Genomic DNA, 17,350 nt, shown 5'->3' with positions numbered 1-17,350 from the left:
CGCAGGTCGTCGAGCCCGACACAGACGTCGTCACCACTGGCCGACGCCTCTTATCGCTCGTCCGTCGTCGGGTTCGTCTCGGAGTCCAACCGGAGTCCTGACGGGCGGTCGGCTGCGACGTACACTTTCCGGACGCCGCGGTCGTGGAGGCCGGTGCCGCACTCGCCGTCACGGACCGCCTCGCGGACGCTCGCCGGATCGTCGATCGTCGCCCCCGCGACGACGTCGACACCGGCCTCGAACAGCGGGTCGGGCAGAAACGAGGCCGTCGCACCGACGACGACCACGGTCGCGGACGACGGCGCGAGGTCGACGTAGCGACTCGCGCCGCCGTAGACGAACGCCGAACCGGTGACGAAGACGACGTCGGCGTCGGTCATCGCCCGTTCGGCCTCGTCGGGGCCGAACGTCGACACCCGAACACCAGGGGGCGTCGACACCGAGTCGATCGGCGTCCGCTCGATCACGCGAACGTCGACGTCGTCGAACTTCCGAAACGCTGGCCGAAAGAGACCCACCGTCGCAATCGTCTCGACGGACGGCTCGAGCAACGCCATCGGATCGCCGTCGCGCCACTCGAGAAACGGGACCGACAGCGCGTTCAGCGTCGCGACGGCGAGGGCTCGATCGAACCGCTCCGCACCGTCGCTCGAGGCGGATCGAGAACCGGCGATCGGGTCGAGTTCGTCGTCGGCCGACGCGCCGGCGGAAGCGGCGAGCGGTTCGAGGAGGTCCTCGAGCGTCCGCGGCGTCGGGGACGGGGGGACCCCTCGCGGACGGTGGGCGAGGCCGGCGAGCGTTGGTTCGGACGCGTCGTCCGCGGTCAGTTCTACGAGAACGACGCGTTTCCCGACGGTGATTCGGTCGACGCTCGTCCCCTCGAGTGCACCGCCGGCCTCGAGGTGGCCACGAACCGCTGTGAGGAGGGAGTTCATCGGTTAGTTTCACCCGCTGAGTTTGAGAGTGCGTCCGAAACGGGATCAGTGCTTCGGGCCGGATTCGCGCCGACGCCGCGAGCGTTGGCCCGACGGCGAGTGCCCTGTCGAGTTCGGTCTCCTCGCTTCTCGCCGGTCCGTTGGCCACAACGGCACCGACTGCGATCGAAAACGCCGGTCACGGCGCTGCCGTCTCGTCGAGTTGCTCGAGATACGAGTCTGGATCCTCGCGAAACGAGTCCGCACAGCCGGGACAACAGAAGTGATACGTTTCCCCCGCGTGGTCGACGCTGGCCGGTGCGTCCGCCGGATCGACCGTCATCCCGCAGACGGGGTCGGTCGCCAGCTCCTCGCCGGAATCGCGGACGCCGTCGTCGGTCTGGGAATCCGAACTGGCATCGCCAGAGTCCGCGGTCACACCACAGGACGTCGGCGTGTAGCTCCCGCTCGCACCGCCGGCCGTTCCGCGGACGTCGACGACCTCGGCGAGCAGGCTCGCGGCGATCTCCGCCGGCGTGTAGGCAGCCACGTCGACGCCGGCGGGGTTCGTCACCGCCGCCTGGATCGCCTCCGGGTCACGCTCGAGGATACTCGCGGCGCGATCGATCACCTCCTCGGCGCGCGTATCGCTCGCGACGAGGCCGACGTAGAGCGCGTCCGCGAGGACGCCGGCCGCGACGCCGCGAGCGTCGAACGACCCCATCGAGGCGACGACGACGATCGGCTCGCCGTCGACGGCGGCCGCAACCGTCTCGGGATCGGTCTCCCCGAGGACGGTCGTCCCAGCCGGGATCGAGCCCTCGAGCCCGGCGCTCTCGCCGGCGACGAGCGTGACGTCGAACGTCAGCTCGCCCGCGAGGCGGGCGAGCGAGCGGGCAACCGGCGAGTCACCGACGAGCAACAGATCCGGCGCCGTGTTGACCGGCTCGAGAAACACCTCGAGGATGCCCTCGCTGTGACAGCGCATCGGGAACGCCTCGAGGCCCGCGCGGTCGATCCGGTCGGGGTCGGGCGCGATGCCGATCAGCCGGGCCTCGTCCGCCTCGATAGCCGCTTGAGCTTCGGCCGCGACGATCGACTGGGCGCAGGCGGCGCCGCCGATCCAGCCGTGAAGTTCGCCGTCGGCGGTGACGACGGCTCGATCGCCGACGTTGGCAGAGACCGGCGGCTCCCGGCGGACGACCGTCGCCCGCGCGTAGGGCTCTCTGCGACTCGAGAGTCGGCGTTCGATCGTCGAGACGGCGGTTTCGTCCGTCGGTTCGTCGCCCTCGTCGGATTGGGGCAGATCGGCCTCGGTAGATCGTGCCGGATCTCCCTCGTCGGAGTGAGCCGGGTCGCCGTCCGCCGCGTCGTCGGGTGGTGTCGTGTCCCTGGTCATTCGTGATCGGTCAGTCGTCCGCCGCTTCCCCGCTCTCGAGTTCGAACTCGAGGTTCGCGGCGGGCTGTTGTGCGAGGCCAGCCTCGTCGAGAGCCTCCCAGACGACGTCCGGTGTCATCGGCATCTCGACGTGGGAGACGCCCGCGTGGGCCATCGCGTCGACGACGGCGTTGACGATCGCCGGCGGCGAGCCGACCGTGGGCGACTCGCCGACGCCTTTCGCGCCGATCGGGTGGTGGGGGGAGGGCGTGACGGTGTGGCCCGTCTCGAACTCCGGGATCTCCATCGCCGTCGGCAACAGGTAGTTCATGAAGTCCCCGCCGGTGACGTTGCCGTTGTCGTCGTAGGTGACGTGTTCCATCATCGCGGTGCCGATCCCCTGGGCGAGGCCGCCGTGGATCTGGCCCTCGATGACCATCGGGTTGATCCGGTTGCCACAGTCGTCGACGGCGACGAACTTCTCGAACTCGACCTCGCCGGTCTCGCGGTCGACCTCCACGACCACGACGTACGAACCGAACGGGTAGGTCATCTCCGGGGGGTCGTAGTAGTTGACCGCCTCGAGGCCGGGCTCCTCGCCGGCCGGGTTGTTCATGTACGCACCCGCAGCGATCTCGGTGATCGTGATCGATCGATCCGGTGCACCGGCGACGTGGAACTCGCCGCTCTCGCGGTCCCACTCGATATCCCCCTCGTCGGCCTCGAGTTCGTTCGCGGCGATCGTTTTGGCCTTGTCGCGGACCTTGCGCGAGGCGACGGCGGTCGCCGCGCCGGCGACGGGCGTGCTCCGGGAACCGTACGTTCCCAGCCCGTAGGGATCGGTGTCGGTGTCGCCGTGTTCGACGACGATGTCGTCGACGTCCATGCCGAGTTCCTCGGCGACGATCTGGGCGAACGTCGTCTCGTGGCCCTGACCCTGGGTCTGAACGCCGACACGAACCGTCGCTTTCCCGGTCGGATGGACCCGGATCTCCGCGGAGTCGAACATCTCGACGCCCGCGATGTCACAGGTCTTGCCGGGGCCGGCCCCGACGACCTCCGTGAACGAAGAGATGCCGATTCCCAGTAGCGTATCGGCGTCGTCCTCGATTCGCCGTTTTTGTTCCTCGCGGTAGTCGTCGTACTCTGCCATCTCGAGGGCGAGATCCAGCGCCGACTCGTAGTCGCCCGAATCGTAGTTCCATCCCGTCGGACTCTCGTAGGGGAACTGCTCGGGCTGGATGAAGTTCTTCCGTCGGATCTCCGTGGGATCGACCTCGAGTTCGTCCGCGAGCACCTTCACCATCCGTTCGATGAGGTAGACCGCCTCGGTAACCCGGAACGAACAGCGGTAGGCGATGCCGCCCGGCGCGGTGTTGGTGTACGCCGCCGACAGCGAGGCGTAGGCCGCGTCGATGTCGTAGGAGCCGGTGAAGATGTTGAAGAAGCCGGCGGGGAACTTCGAGGGCTGGGCCGCCGCGTTGTACGCGCCGTGGTTCGCGAGCACGTCGGTTCGAACCGCGAGGATCTCGCCGTCCTCGGTGGCGGCGATCTCGCCGGTCATGTCGTAATCGCGGGCGAACCCGGTCGTCTGGATGTTCTCCGAGCGCTCTTCGACCCACTTGACGGGTCGCTCTAAGACGTACGACGCGGCCGCGGCGACGACGTAGCCGGGATAGATCGGCACCTTGTTGCCGAAGCCGCCGCCGACGTCCGGGCTCACGATCCGGATCTTGTGTTCGGGAATCCCCGACACCTGCGCGAACAGCGTCCGGTGGATGTGGGGTGCCTGCGAGGTCATGTGGACGGTCAGCTTGTCCTTCCCGGGATCGTAGTCGCCGACGGCACCGCAGGTCTCGATCGGCGCGGGGTGGAGCCGCTGGTAGAGCATCTCCTCTTCGACCGTGACGTCGGCCTCCTCGAACGCCTGTGCCGTCGCCTCCTCGTCGCCGGTCTCCCAGTCGAAGATGTGGTTGTCCTCCTTGTCTTCGATGTCCTCGCGAATGAGCGGCGCGTCCTCGGCGAGCGCGTCCTCGGCGTCGACGACGGGGTCCAGGACGTCGTAGGTGACGTCGACTTTCTCCGCACCGTCTTTGGCCACGTACCGGTCTTCGGCGATCACCGCCGCGACCTCCTGGGACTGGAACTTGACCTTATCGTTGACGAGGACGTCCTGGGTGTCGTCCATCAGCGTCGGCATCGTCGCCAGATCGTACTCGAGGAGGTCCTCGGCGGTGAGGACGGCGACGACGCCGTCCATGTCCATCGCCCGGGAGACGTCGATCTCCTCGATCCGGGCGTGGGCGTGGGGGCTGCGGACGAGTTCGCAGTGGAGCATCCCCGGCTTCTTGACGTCGTCGACGTAGTTCCCACGGCCCGTGATGAACCGCTGGTCCTCCTTGCGTCTGACCTCCTCGCCCATCCCGCCGCGGCCGTGGCCGCAGTGTTTCTCCGGCTGTGGCCCGCCGTCCTCGGCGTGTTGGTACTCCGTGTCGGCCGAGTTCTCGTGGTCGCTGCTCACGATTGGTCACCTCCGATATCGGCGGTTTGATCGGCGATCCCGCCGTCGTCGGCCGGCTCGGTGACCCGGCCGCCGTCCTCTCCCGCCTCCGCCGACGGGCCGCCACAGCAGTTCTCGACGCCACAGTCGAACGCCGGGCCAGCCTGGTCGTCGCCGACGTCGGACGTGGAGTCGGCGGCCGAAGCGACGTCCGTTCCGCCGTCCGCGGCCGCACGCGCCTCGAGTTCCTCGGCGGCGTACTCGATCGAGCGCACGATGTTCTGGTAGCCGGTACACCGACAGAGGTTGCCGCTGATCGCCTCGCGGATCTCCGCCTCGTCGGGATCGGGATTCTCGTCGAGCAACGCCTTTCCGGCCACGATCATTCCCGGCGTACAGTAGCCACACTGCAGGCCGTGTTCCTCGTGGAACCCCTCCTGAATGGGATGGAGGTCGCCGGCCGATTCCGGAAGCTCCGCCATCCCTTCGACGGTGAGCACCTCGCTCCCGTCGGCTTGCACCGCGAGCATGAGACAGGATTTGAGCGGCTCTCCGTCGACGAGAACGGTACAGGCACCGCAGTTGCCAGTATCACAGCCGATGTGGGTGCCCGTCAGGTCGAGATCCTCACGGATCGCGTGGACGAGCAGTTGCCTCGGCTCGGCGTCGATCGTTCGCTCCGTTCCGTTGACCGTCAGCGTGATTTCTCGCGTCTCCGTCATTGTGGAACCCTCCGTTCGACGACGCCCGCGCGTTCGGCGGCGTCGGCCAGCGCCCGCTGGGTGAGGACGTCGACCATCCGTTCCTTGTAGGAGGCGTCGCCGTGTTCGTCCGATTCGGGATTCGACTCCTCGGCGGCCAGTTCGCCGGCTTCCTCGAGGAGCTCCGGGCTCGGCCGCTCGCCCTCGAGGTGGGCCTCGGCGTCGTTCGCACGGGCGTTCGTGATGTCGACCGCCGTCATCCCGATTCCTGCATTCTCGATTCGGCCGTCGTCGTCGAAGACGAGGCGTGTCGCGACGCCGGCCATCGCGTAGTCGCCGGTCTTGCGCTTTAATTTGTGATAGGCGCTGCCCTCCCGCGGCTCGGGCGTCGGAACCCGGAGTTCGGTCGCGAGTTCGTCCTCCGCGAGCGTCGTGTCGTACGGCAACAGGAAGAAGTCGTCCGCGGGGATCACCCGCTCGCCGTCGGGGCCGTGGGCGACGACCTCGCCGTCGTGGGCGAGCAAGACGCTTCCCCAGTCGCCTTTCGGATCGGCCTGCGTGACCGAGCCGACGACGGTGCCGCGATTGCGGATCTGTGGATCGGCCACGAGCGGCGCGGCGTCGGCGAAACTCCCGTAGCGGTCGGCGACGATCGGCGAGTTCTCGACGTCGGCGTGCCGTGCGAGCGCGCCGAGTGTGAGGGAGCCGTTTTCCTCCCGGAGATAGTCGAGCGAGTCGATGCCGTTGATGTCGACGACCGTCTCGGGACGGGCCAGCCGAAATCGAAGCATCGGGACGAGACTCTGCCCGCCCGCGAGGATCGTCGGCTCGTCCAGACTCTCGAGAAGGCTGACCGCCTCGTCGATCGTCGACGGTTCGTGGTGTTCGAACTGTGCGGCTTTCATAGCATGTTGCGAAGTCTGTCCGTGACGCTTTCGTCGGTCTCCGCGTCGACGTCGGTCATCTGCTGCTCGATACTCCCGAAGAAGTTGGTCACGATCTTGTCGGCGACCGGTTTGATCACGCGGGAGCCGAGCTGGGCAATCCGCCCGGTGATGTCGGCTTCCGTCCACCACTCGATGCGCGATCCCTCCCCGCCCTCGAGGTCGTCGATTCGCATGCCGGAGGTCATGCTGAAGCTGCTCGAGCTCGCGTCGCCGCCGCCCGAGGCGATCATCTCGAAGTTCTCGTCGTCGCGCTCGTCGATCGTGACCGTCGTCTCGAACCGGGGTTTCACGCTACCGACGCCGATCTGCATCAACGCGGCGTAGCGCTCCCCCTCCCGGAAGGCGCGATCGGCGACGACCTCGGGGTCGGCCTCCGGGAGCGTCTCCGCGCCCTCGTTGGGTTCGTACTCGTCGAAGCTGAACTCGTCGTCCATCGGCGTGATGTACCGACACCCCTTCAGGGAGTTTCGGACCGCGATCGGATCCGAGAGGACGATCCACGCCTTCTCCGGCGGGACGCCCTCGAGTTCGAACTCGCCGTCGAACTCCACTACGATCGACCCCCTGTCGGACGGATCGAACTGGTCTGCTGGCGCGTCATCTTTTATAACCCCTCACTATGAGCATACTATTACCACGAACGATAATGACGGACACGATCATGATAAGTGTTACCCCGGTAATAGATATCATCCCACAATCCCGTCGACTCGAGCGTCCAGACGCAAAGATTCGTCTCTCGGCGACGGAGCGTGAAGAAAACGGCTCTTACGAGGAGTCGTTCGTCTGCTTTTCGACGATAATGCGTCCGTCCTCGACGTGCCACTCGACCCGATCACCGGCGCCGACGTCGAGGAAGTTGCGGACGGGTTTCGGCACTGTCGTCAGGTTCTTCTCGGAGACTTTCGTGTCCGTGAGACGGCCCATGTACGCTACGTTCTTGCGTAGTGACTACATAGTTTTCGCTATACGTCGTCGGGCGGCCATCGACCCATCGCTACCGATCATCCGGTCGATCGCCAGCGGTGTGCGCCGCCGTCGGACGCCCGCTCGAAGTTCAGATCGTACCGGTCGGACTCGAGGAGCACGGGACCAGGAACGTATGCGCCGTCGGCGTCGGTCTCCTCGAGGACGCCCCGCTGTGCCATCGTCTCGAGGACGTCGCGGACCGTTCGTTCCTTGCCGGGGACCAGGTTCGCCTCCTCGACGACGCTCTCGACGTCGACGCGTCCGCGAAGGAAAGCGAGACGGATAGCCGCCACCCACGACGGCTCCCGCTTTAGTTCCCGACACATGGCCTAGCGGAGGACGAAAGGCGTCTTATACGTTCTGGCAGTTACGTTTCGGCTGATTTGCAATTGGGACCGGTTACGGCCGAGAACCGGCTGAAAGTGTCAGACGGGTTCCTGTCCGACAGTGCCGGCCCAGCCGCGACCCATAGGACGGGTCCGTCCGGGAGATCTGGCGGTCCGTCTCAGAACGCTCGAAGCGCCTCGAGGATCGCCTCGGCACTGCCGTCCGCGATGACCTCGCGGGCCCGTTCGAGTCCGTTTTCGAGAGTATCGACGTCCTGGCGGGCGTACATCCGGAACGCGCCGTTGAGTGCGATAGCGTCGGCGAACTGGTCTTCGCGCTCGCCGGCGAGTACCTCTTCGGTGATCGTCGCCGAGTCGGCGGTGACGTCGTCGACGGCGAGGTCGTCGCCGTCCATCTCCATGCCGTAGTCGGCGGTTTCGATCTCGTAGTCCTCGAGGTCGCCGTTCGCATCCTCGGAGGCACCCGCCGCACGATCCCACTCGGCCACCTTGGTGTAGCCGGGGCGGATGTCGTCGTAGCCCTCCATCCCCTGAAAGAAGATGGTCCGCGAGAACGCGAGTTCCTCGCTCTCTTCGATCAGATCGATCATCTTCTTTGCGAACGCGAGGTGGTAGAACGAGCCGAGATGGACGTCGGCGTTCGCGGGGTTGGCGACCGTCTCGATCGTGTTCACGAACGTTCGCACACCCATCTGGTCGCGCCGGTCGTAGAGTTTCTGAATTCCCGGATTGAACGCGGGCTGGTAGTAAAATCCGAAACCGGTGTCGTCGACCATCGCGGCGCTTTCGCCGGGCTCGAGTTCCGTCCGGACGCCGAGCTCGTCGAGGACGTGCTTGTACGCCGTCGCCTTCTGGGTGGGGACTCGGTCACCGGAGTGAACGACGACCGGCGTTTCCGCGGCCGCAGCGACGACGCCGGCGCCGACACCGAGGATGGCCGAGGTGTGCTTGCCGTCGTAGTTCGCCCCGCAGTCGACAGGATCACAGTCGGGTTCGGCGGTGACGACCGACTGCTCGCGCATGACGTCGGTGTACGCCGCGAGTTCCTCCGGTGTATTTCGCTTCCACCGGTTCGCCAGCCAGAACGCGCCAAGCGTCGTCTCGTCGGGTTCGCCGGCGAGGATCCGCTGGAAGGCCTCGCGAGCCTGGTCGCGAGTCATGTCGTCGGCCGATTTGTGTCCCGAGCCGACGACGTCGGTCATCAACCGCTTCAGCGGCCACTCGCCGAACGCCTGGGTCGCCTGAGTCATGGTCCGATGTTGGATGGGACGACGCAAAAGCGTCCCGTTTCCGGGGTTGACCGATCACGCGAGATTACGGACTGTGGTGGCGATCTCTCCACCCGAAGAGAGGATATCGTCGACGGATGTATCGATATTTAGCCAGTCACGGCGAGATTGCCATCATTACCTCGTCGATGTACTCCTCGTCGAGTTTGTAGTGGTCCTCGCGGACCGCCTCGATCGTCCACCCGCGGTCCTCGAAGAACGCGATCGCCTCCTCGTTGGTCGACGGAACGCTCTGGTAGACTTTCTCCTGACCGTTCTCGAGTGCCCACTCGAGTGCGCGATCCAGCAGGCCGCTGCCGATTCCAATCCCGCGGTACTCCTCTAGGACGCCGACGGTGAGTTCGGCGGTGTGGCTCAGCTTCTCGAGTTTGGGAACGTGGAGGTGGGCCCAGCCGACGACGTCGCCGTCGACGGTCGCGACGAAGAACATGCGCGACTCGACGTCGTTGTGGCGCAACAGGACGTCCTCGTGGTCGAGTGCGTCCGCGACCGACTCCGCTTCGATGGAGGTCATCTCCTCGACGACGCGGCGGATCGCACCGACGATCCCCGTCAAATCCTCCTGGCTGGCCGGCCGGATCGTGACGTCGACATCGTCGGCCGAGAACTCCTCGCGTTCGTCCGAGAGATCGATGGCGATTCGCAACGTATCGTCCTCACCCTCCTCGAGGTAGCCGTCGCGTTTGAGGATCGCCACGTTGTGGCGAAACGCCCGCTCGTGTTGGGGATCGCCGTGTGGGTCCTGTGGGAACAGGTCCCGGCGGGCCTGTCGTGTGTCGACCGCACCGTGGGCCTCGACGTAGCCGTAGATCCGCTCGCGTTCGTCCCCGTCGATCGTGATCGGGTCGGTCAGTACCATGTCGAGTGATAACGACACCCACGGCAATAATTGTTACCGTGACGATACTCCCTCGAGAACCGGTCCGCAAATTCGAGAGGGGACGGAGAACGGACCGTCGCTGGCGACGTCAGTTTCGGAACTCGAGGCGAGCTACCGAGCGCGGATCGGCGAAGGCGTGTTCGCGCTCGGTCTCTGTGCGGGCGCCGTTCCGTACCTGCTGCGGGGCGTCGGCTGGCTGTAACCGCGCGCGAACGGGCCGAAAGCGATACCTTTCGAATCCCCCTAGGGCCGTTGATGAGCAGCCTCTCGGGGGAGTGGCGCGAAGAGATCGACGACGTGGACGCCGCCATCGTCGACGGCTACCAGAGCGGTCTCCCAGTCGAGACGCGTCCGTTCGACCGCATCGGCGAGCAACTGGGAGTCGACGGCGAGGAGGCGCTCGAGCGCGTGCGCCGACTCGTCGACCTCGGCATCGTCCGGCGGTTCGGCGCGGTCCTCAATCCGCCGGTCATCGGCTCCTCGACGCTCGCGGCGGTCGAAGCGCCCGAAGGCCGGTTCGCAGAGGTTGCAGCGGTCGTCAACGGCTACCGGCAGGTCAACCACAACTACGCCCGCGATCACGAGTGGAACATGTGGTTCGTCGTCACCGCCGGTTCGCGCGAGACCCGCGATCGGATTCTCGCGGAGATCGAAGCGCAGACGGGCTGTCGCGTACTCGACCTGCCGATGCTGACCGACTACTACATCGACCTTGAGTTCCCCGTCGTCAACGCCGACCGGTTCGCCCGCGAGTCGCTCGCGGATCGGACGGACGCGTCGGCGACCCGGATCAGCGAGGAGGCGACGGATAATCTCTCCGCGTTCGACGCCGATCTCCTGGTCGCGGTTCAGAACGGCTTTCCCCTCTCGGCGACGCCGTACGCCGAGATCGCCGACGAACTCGGAGCCGACATCGACCGGGTACTCGAGGCGATTTCCCGCCTGCAGGACAACGGCTGTCTCAAGCGCATCGGCTGCGTGATCGACCACGTCGTCACCGGATTCGACGAAAACTGCATGATCGTCTGGGACGTCCCCGACGACGAACTCGACGAACGAGGCGAACGGGCGGGCCGACTGCCGTCCGTCACGCTCTGTTATCACCGCCCTCGACGGTCCGACCTCGAGTGGCCGTACAACCTGTTTACGATGATCCACGGCCGGGACGCCGCGGCTGTCGACGCGAAGATCGACGAACTCGCCTCGGAGCACCTGCCGGTCGAGCACGAACGGCTCTACTCGACGGAGACGTTGAAACAGACCGGTGCCCGCTACGACGAGCTCCTGTCGTCGTGACCTCCGCCACACGACTGATAGGGATTATCGTAGGAGTTCATCGGTTCCCGGTGAAGAACCGAGAGACAGTGCCGAAAGAGAGGATTCGAAACCGGTGGTTGGCTACGATAATCCCTATGATACGGTCTGCTGTAAGTCATTTCCGGTGCGACCGTGACCTGTCCTGCGGTCGCACCGGTAAATCGTTACAGCAAACCGTATGAGTTAGAGATCGTCAGTAGAGAAGATCAGCCTGGTGCTATTGTCGTCGAGCCATCGAGCGTGTTCTGTGTAGTCTGGATCGTATTCGGCTACCAGTGACCAGAAGTCGTCCGTGTGGTTCTGCTCGAGAAGGTGAGCCAGCTCGTGAACGACGATGTACTCTCCGATCTCAGGAGGGGCCATCATCAGCCGCCAGTTGAGTCCGAGGGTGCCCGTAGACGAACAACTGCCCCACTTCGTTCGTTGGTTTCGTATCTCGATTTCCTCGTACTCGACGCCCATCTCGGCAGCGTACTGGTCGGCATGGTTTTCGAACCACTCTCGTGCTTTCCGTCGATAGAGAGTTTCAAGCGCACGCTGTATCGAGGTCTGTTCGACGTGGTGTCTCGCGAGCCGAAAGCGCCCGTCTGAGACTCGGGAGGTCGGTCGCTGTTCGACGACGATCTCGTGGGGGTCTCCGTGGTAGGGAAACGTTTCACCGATCTCGAACGTCCGGTCTGGAACCTGTTTACGGTAGGTGTCGTACTCGCGCTTTTTCTCGAGGACCCACGCTGCGTTTTCCCTGAGGAGGGTTTCGGGATCTTCTGACGACGCCTGGGGAAGCACGACCCGTACACCGCGAATATCTACGTCGATCCGTGGCTCAGTCGCTTCCGGACTGCGTCGAACGTCGTACGATACGGACTTTCCGAGAAGTGGCGTCTCCCGACTGTCCATCTCAGGCATAGTTGGTGATGAGATACCCTCGAATAGCGTCTACGAGCGGATCATCGATAAGGTCACGGCGTTCGTACTCAACGGCGAGTACGTCGAGGACCAGGATCTCTACGTCCTGTTCGGTCGCCCTGTTGGTCTCCCAACCGGGGTAGTCTCGATCGACGCGCTCTTCGAACAGGTTCACGAGTTCTCCTGCAATCTCTGCGGCCATCTCGTCGGATTCGAAGCCATCCTCGAGTTCTTCCGTGAAGTGGGTGTAGATCGCGAACTCGGCGCGTTCGGCGGAATCATCACCGGCCTCGTCTTCGATCTCGAGTACGTCCTCTTCGACGGCCTCGAGTGCCTCTACGGCTTTCGGATCGGAGAGCTGGTCGTCCTGCCAGCGCTCGACGATCTCGGTCACGCGCTCGCTCAATCGCTGGTAGCGGGGATTTTCCCCCACTCGTGGATGTAAGTGGTCCTGCGTCGCGTGGGCGATCTGCGAGGCTTTCACGCCGGGATCGCTCGGTCCCTCTACGTCTTCGAGGTATTCTTCGCCGAGCTTGTACGTCGGGAAGTCGTCGCGAATCTTCCCCACGTCCACGTTCTCGTTTATGATCTCCCGCGTCTTCTCGCGCATGTTCTCTTCTGGGGTCTCCTCACCGGCCGTGGTCCGCTCGAACGCGACGTGAATCCCGCTCAGCCACTTGTACTCGTCTTGAATACCTTCTTCGATGAGTCTACCGTCGGGTGCGACGGACTCGTAGAGGTTCTGAAGGCGGCGAAATCCCTGCTTGAACTCCCGACGATGTGGATGCTTGCTGATCTTCGAGACGGCGGCGTTCGTGGCCTCCTGTGAGTCGTCCTTGGGGATGCCGTCGAAGATCTCCATGACGCGTTCTACCTGTTGCTCGAGTTCGTCGAACAGTTCCTCGGAGTCGCGAGCTGCGTAGGCTTTCGTCTCCGCGTCGTAGTCGAGTGCGTCGTCGATGTTCTCGAAGACGCCCTGGAAGTCCACGATCTCCCCGTTTTCCTTGCCTTCTGTAACTCTATTCGTCCGAGCGATCGCCTGCATGAGGTTGTGGTTCGTCAGGTTCCGATCGAGGTACATCGTCTTCAGAATCGGCGCGTCGAACCCCGTCAAGAGCATATTGTGGACGACCAGCAGGCTCGGCTCCTCGTCGGGTTCTTTGAACCGCTTGACGATACTGTCGCGCTCCTCGGGATCGGTGTGGAACTGGCGGACCAGTTCGTCGTCGTCTTTCCTCGCAGTGTACAGCACTTCCACGGCGTCCTCTCCGCGGCGTTCGACGAGCCGTTCGCCGTACATCGCGGCCGATCGGCGACTTGGCGTAACCACCATTCCCTTCCAGCCGTTGGGCGCGACTTTCTCGCTGTAGTGTTCGTCAATCTCCTCGACGGCACGATCGACCCGAGGCTCGAGTTCGGCCATGGTCCGACTGGTCACGGTATCACTTATGAACTCGCGCTTTTCCTCGGTGGTCATGCCGCGGAACTCGCGTTCGAACTCCTCGTCGAGGGCGTCTTCGGAGACTTCCCACTCCATCTCGTGGCGGAGCGTGAAGTAGACGGGTACGATCAGACCGTCGTCGATACCGTCTTTGACCGAGTAGCGATGGAGGTACCGTTCGCCCTCGGGACTGAACTCGGTGAACGTGTTTCGGTCCTTCTCGCGTTCCCCTTCCTCGACCGGCGTCCCGGTGAATCCCAAGTGCGTGTAGCTATCGAACGCGGCCTCGAGACGGCTGCCGAGATCGGCTTCCATGAACCGATGGGCTTCGTCGGACATGACGACGACGTTCTCGTTGGACTGGACGTTCGGCTCAATGCCCTGGAACTTCTGGATGGTCGTGAGGATTAGCTGGCTGCTGCCTTCCTCAATGAGCTGCTGTAGATGATCGATGCTCTCGGCTTCCGTCCAGTGGGCAAGCGAGAGATTTGAGAGCTGGTCGCGCATCTGGCTGTTGAGCTTGTCCGTATCGACGATGATGAAGACCTGCGGATTGCGGGCAGCGTTCCCGGACAGTAAGTTGTCCGCAGCGTAGAGCATCGTGAACGACTTACCTGACCCTTGCGTGTGCCAGATGAGACCGCGGTCATTCTCGTCCTTCCGGACACGCTCGAGGATTCGCTTGACCCCGTAGTACTGCATGTACCGCGGGACGATCTTCGCGTCGCCACCGGGGCGTTGCTCGAAGAAGACGAAGTTCTTGAGAACGTCCAGCAGCGTTTCCGGATTACAGAGGGCCTGTACGGCCTGTTTCATGTCGTTTTCCGGGTCAGCGTACTCCTCGGGGGCATCGTTCCACGGTTCGTAGAATTCCGCTGGTGCTCCGACTGCACCGTAGCGAAACGCCATCGTGTCCGCAGCGACGTTGAACAGCCCTGGAACGAACAGCCGCGGGACATCCGCCTCGTACTGCTGGAGGTCGTCGATCGCGTCGCCGTAGTAGTTGTCCTGGGCGACGCTTTTCAGCTCCATCGTCACGAGCGGGATTCCGTTGACGAAGAGGGTCACGTCCGGGCGGATCGTCGTCGCCCTCGAGACGGAGAACTGATTGACTGCGTGGAAGCGGTTGGTCTCGAGGAAGGTCTCGGGATCGAAGTCGATCAGATCGACGTAGATCGTCTCCGTTCCGTCGTCGGTTTGGACGGTGAACGTCTTCCCTTTCGTCAGCAGTTCGTGGACGTGCTGGTTGCCGTCCAGTAAGTTGTCGTGGTCGAGGTCGCGTCGCAGCGAAGTGAGGAACTTCTCGACGTTCTCGTCGGTGATCTCGTCGTTGAGTCCGATCACCTGCTCGGCCAGCAGGTTCCAATAAATGACCTCGTTGCGTCGTCGATCGTATTCCTCGTCGAGAACTCCTGCCCCCCGTCCGCCATCGCTTCCGTGTGTCTCCCAACCGACGGCGTCGAGCCACGAGAGCAGCGAGCGTTCGACGCCATCTTCGGTGGGAGTCCGAACCATATCCACTACTTCTCAGTCCTGAAGAATGTGTCTGTCGGTTACAGTGTCGGTCGGTGGATCGGCTCTTCCGTTTCGCGCTCGTTCGAACACCGACAGTATCGCTCGAGAGTCGATCGTAGCACTCTCACTCCGCATACGGAGTTTTGGTTCGATTCTATATATACTTTATTTAGACCTCTCGAGTGAGCGATGCTCGAGAACTCGAGTCACTCTGAAAGCCATTGGCGTACGGATACTGTTCATAGAAATTATAGTAGCCACTGAACGTCAATGCACACCTGATCGCAGGATAGCTTCGCGGTCGGTGTGTGATTCGTTTCATACGGTTTACTGTAAATCATTTCCGGTGCGACCGCAGGACGGGTCGCGGTCGCACCGGTAAATCGTTACAGCAATCCGTATCAGTGGCTACTATCGCACCCTGGGCGGTGGGGCAGAACACGTCCCAAGAGCTAACTCGGCGGATCTTGAATCGAGTTGGCGGTATAAACAAGAAGAAATTAGCGGATCCTATCAGTAAGGCGAGGGTGGAAATTGGGTCTCCCACAGACCAGGTATCAGCACGCATGCTGTCTCTGAAGGCGTTTACACTGCTGTCAACGCAACTGATTAGTTGATATTTGCTCATATAGTTGGCGTATTGGGGCGGATGAGTACAGGGCGCTTACCTCGCATAGAGGGCGGTCAGATTCGGGTCACCAGATCAGCCAAACACATCCAGTGACAGGAGTTTACCAGCGGCGGTTACAACAGGACCGCCTGGGCCAATCCGAGGAAGACGAAAAAGCCCAGCACATCGGTTGCCGTAGTGATGAAAATCGTCGCAGACGTGGCTGGATCGAATCCCACTCGGTCGAGTAACAGTGGCGTAATGGCACCGAAAAAGCCAGCGATCACGAGATTTGCGACCATTGAGATACCAATAACAGCTCCGAGTAACAGCCCAAATTCGCCGAACGAGAAGGCGATAGCGATCACGGCGACGAGCACACCGGTAATCATCCCGTTGACGGCACCGGCTACGACTTCGTTGAAGATGACACGCTTGCCGGTGTTGAGTGACACCTCACCGAGTGAAATCCCACGGACCGTGACCGCCATCGCCTGTGTGCCAGCATTTCCACCCATCCCGGCGACGACCGGCATGTATGCTGCCAAGATGGCAACAGCAGCGATGGTTGACTCGAACAACCCCACCACCGCTGCAGCCATAAATGCTGTCCCGAGGTTGAGAATCAACCACTTGTATCGTTGCCGTACCTTTGTTCCCGGACCGTCGAGAACGCTCTCTTCTTCAGCAACGCCGGTGAACTCGTAGAGCGTTTTCCCCCGTGCCTCTTCGAGGAGGCGTAGCAGGTCCTCGGCGTGAATCACTCCGAGGATATCTTCCTCTTCATCGAGTACAGCAACGGAACGCTCGCGGTTTTGTTTGAAGACCTCAAGAACCGCTTCGTCATCGCGGTCGTACCGGACATGCGGTGTCTCCTGAACGTAGTCGCTGATCGTCTCGGTTTCAGGATCGGCTATGGTCAGCGCTGCTCCAGGAAGTTCGCCTTGTAACTCTCCATCGTCAGTAACAAAGATCGTCGGAACCTGTCCTCTTCTCTCTTCAAATCGACGGACGCGTTCGGTGACGTCTCGGAAGTCCCGTGTTTCATCGACGGTGACGTAATCGAGGCTCATCACCCCGGCTGCACTTTCAGGGTCGAACGAGAGTAAGAAGTTGATTTTCTCGCGGCGTTCGCTATCGAGCGTCGCGAGCAGCGCCTCACGTGTCTCTTCGTCAGTGTACCCGAGAACGTCTGTCACCTCGTCCGGATCGAGCCGGTCGATAAACGTCTCCAGCTCGGACCGACCCATGTCAGCTATGAGATGTTCTTTCACGTCTTCGGTGAGCCCGAAGAACACATTTCGCCACTCGTTCAGTGGCAAGTCTGTGAACGGATCCGACGGCTCTGGGTCTCCCACAATTGCTTCCTGTAGGTCTGCCTGCCGAGTCATATAGTGACCATATAAGTCGGGCACCAAATCATACCTGGTAGTGTTTCGTGAAAAGACGACATCGGCAGTCGTTGCGCTAGCGACACTGAATGGCCAATCAATTGGGATACACCCGAAAGAAAGAGATGTTTGCTGCTGAACGAACTCTTGTACGTCGATTTCAAAAGAAAACCAAGGCGGATTCCCCGGACCACCGTGCCCGGGGTTGAAGCCGACACCCGCTGCCACTAACCATGGACTATTAA

15 protein-coding genes are annotated in these 17,350 nt (G+C 62.9%); 2 read left to right on the top strand and 13 right to left on the bottom strand.

The window, feature by feature from the left end; translation table 11 throughout:
* Positions 1–50 precede the first annotated feature (50 nt).
* The 10 genes from GRS80_RS13445 to GRS80_RS13400 all read right to left on the bottom strand — a co-directional run bounded on the left by GRS80_RS13445 (position 51) and on the right by GRS80_RS13400 (position 9,904).
* Positions 51–935 carry a DUF364 domain-containing protein gene (locus tag GRS80_RS13445; protein WP_160048006.1) on the bottom strand — a complete coding sequence of 295 codons (885 nt, stop codon included), beginning with the start codon at positions 933–935 and terminating at the stop codon, positions 51–53.
* Between the two features lie 178 nt (positions 936–1,113).
* On the bottom strand, positions 1,114–2,313 hold the full coding sequence (locus tag GRS80_RS13440; RefSeq protein WP_160048005.1) for an XdhC family protein: 1,200 nt from the start codon (positions 2,311–2,313) through the stop codon (positions 1,114–1,116).
* A gap of 10 nt (positions 2,314–2,323) precedes the next feature.
* The gene (locus tag GRS80_RS13435; protein ID WP_343161578.1) at positions 2,324–4,813 is read right to left on the bottom strand and encodes an aerobic carbon-monoxide dehydrogenase large subunit; all 2,490 of its coding nucleotides are present in this window, start codon (positions 4,811–4,813) and stop codon (positions 2,324–2,326) included.
* Entirely contained in the window at positions 4,810–5,514 is a 705-nt protein-coding gene (locus GRS80_RS13430) for a (2Fe-2S)-binding protein (RefSeq protein WP_160048004.1), read from the bottom strand. Before GRS80_RS13430 ends, GRS80_RS13435 begins: the two co-directional genes overlap by 4 nt.
* Positions 5,511–6,398 carry a xanthine dehydrogenase family protein subunit M gene (locus GRS80_RS13425; protein ID WP_160048003.1) on the bottom strand — a complete coding sequence of 296 codons (888 nt, stop codon included), beginning with the start codon at positions 6,396–6,398 and terminating at the stop codon, positions 5,511–5,513. Before GRS80_RS13425 ends, GRS80_RS13430 begins: the two co-directional genes overlap by 4 nt.
* Positions 6,395–6,991, bottom strand: a complete 597-nt coding sequence (locus GRS80_RS13420) for an SRPBCC domain-containing protein (protein WP_343161577.1) — start codon at positions 6,989–6,991, stop codon at positions 6,395–6,397. Before GRS80_RS13420 ends, GRS80_RS13425 begins: the two co-directional genes overlap by 4 nt.
* 217 nt (positions 6,992–7,208) lie before the next feature.
* The gene (locus GRS80_RS13415) at positions 7,209–7,367 is read right to left on the bottom strand and encodes an AbrB/MazE/SpoVT family DNA-binding domain-containing protein (RefSeq protein ID WP_149081397.1); all 159 of its coding nucleotides are present in this window, start codon (positions 7,365–7,367) and stop codon (positions 7,209–7,211) included.
* Positions 7,368–7,444: 77 nt separating this feature from the next.
* A complete protein-coding gene (locus GRS80_RS13410) occupies positions 7,445–7,735 on the bottom strand; it encodes a hypothetical protein (RefSeq protein WP_160048002.1) in 291 nt (96 codons plus the stop codon).
* Between the two features lie 179 nt (positions 7,736–7,914).
* On the bottom strand, positions 7,915–9,006 hold the full coding sequence (locus GRS80_RS13405) for an anthranilate phosphoribosyltransferase (protein WP_160048001.1): 1,092 nt from the start codon (positions 9,004–9,006) through the stop codon (positions 7,915–7,917).
* 136 nt (positions 9,007–9,142) lie between these two features.
* Positions 9,143–9,904: a GNAT family N-acetyltransferase gene (locus tag GRS80_RS13400; protein WP_149081394.1), complete on the bottom strand. Its 762-nt coding sequence runs from the start codon at positions 9,902–9,904 to the stop codon at positions 9,143–9,145.
* On the opposite strand from GRS80_RS13400, the gene GRS80_RS13395 reads away from it, so the two are divergent.
* Positions 9,903–10,127, top strand: coding sequence for a hypothetical protein (locus GRS80_RS13395; RefSeq protein WP_160048000.1), 225 nt, complete (start codon positions 9,903–9,905; stop codon positions 10,125–10,127). The two genes, GRS80_RS13400 and GRS80_RS13395, sit on opposite strands and share 2 nt — an antisense overlap.
* 53 nt (positions 10,128–10,180) lie before the next feature.
* Complete coding sequence (locus GRS80_RS13390; RefSeq protein ID WP_160047999.1) at positions 10,181–11,221, top strand: Lrp/AsnC family transcriptional regulator; 1,041 nt, start codon at positions 10,181–10,183, stop codon at positions 11,219–11,221.
* A gap of 204 nt (positions 11,222–11,425) precedes the next feature.
* Here GRS80_RS13390 and GRS80_RS13385 read toward each other — a convergent pair whose 3' ends face one another.
* The 3 genes from GRS80_RS13385 to GRS80_RS13375 form a co-directional block, all read right to left on the bottom strand.
* Positions 11,426–12,148, bottom strand: coding sequence for a SprT family zinc-dependent metalloprotease (locus tag GRS80_RS13385; protein WP_160047998.1), 723 nt, complete (start codon positions 12,146–12,148; stop codon positions 11,426–11,428).
* On the bottom strand, positions 12,141–15,104 hold the full coding sequence (locus GRS80_RS13380) for a type I restriction endonuclease subunit R (RefSeq protein ID WP_160047997.1): 2,964 nt from the start codon (positions 15,102–15,104) through the stop codon (positions 12,141–12,143). Before GRS80_RS13380 ends, GRS80_RS13385 begins: the two co-directional genes overlap by 8 nt.
* A 744-nt stretch (positions 15,105–15,848) precedes the next feature.
* The gene (locus tag GRS80_RS13375) at positions 15,849–17,105 is read right to left on the bottom strand and encodes a magnesium transporter (RefSeq protein ID WP_160047996.1); all 1,257 of its coding nucleotides are present in this window, start codon (positions 17,103–17,105) and stop codon (positions 15,849–15,851) included.
* Positions 17,106–17,350: the final 245 nt, after the last annotated feature.

The organism is Natrialba sp. INN-245, assembly GCF_009807105.1.
Classification (GTDB): domain Archaea; phylum Halobacteriota; class Halobacteria; order Halobacteriales; family Natrialbaceae; genus Natrarchaeobius; species Natrarchaeobius swarupiae.
Note: the sequence above shows the minus strand (reverse complement) of the source record. Positions and strands in the feature narration are given on the sequence as shown.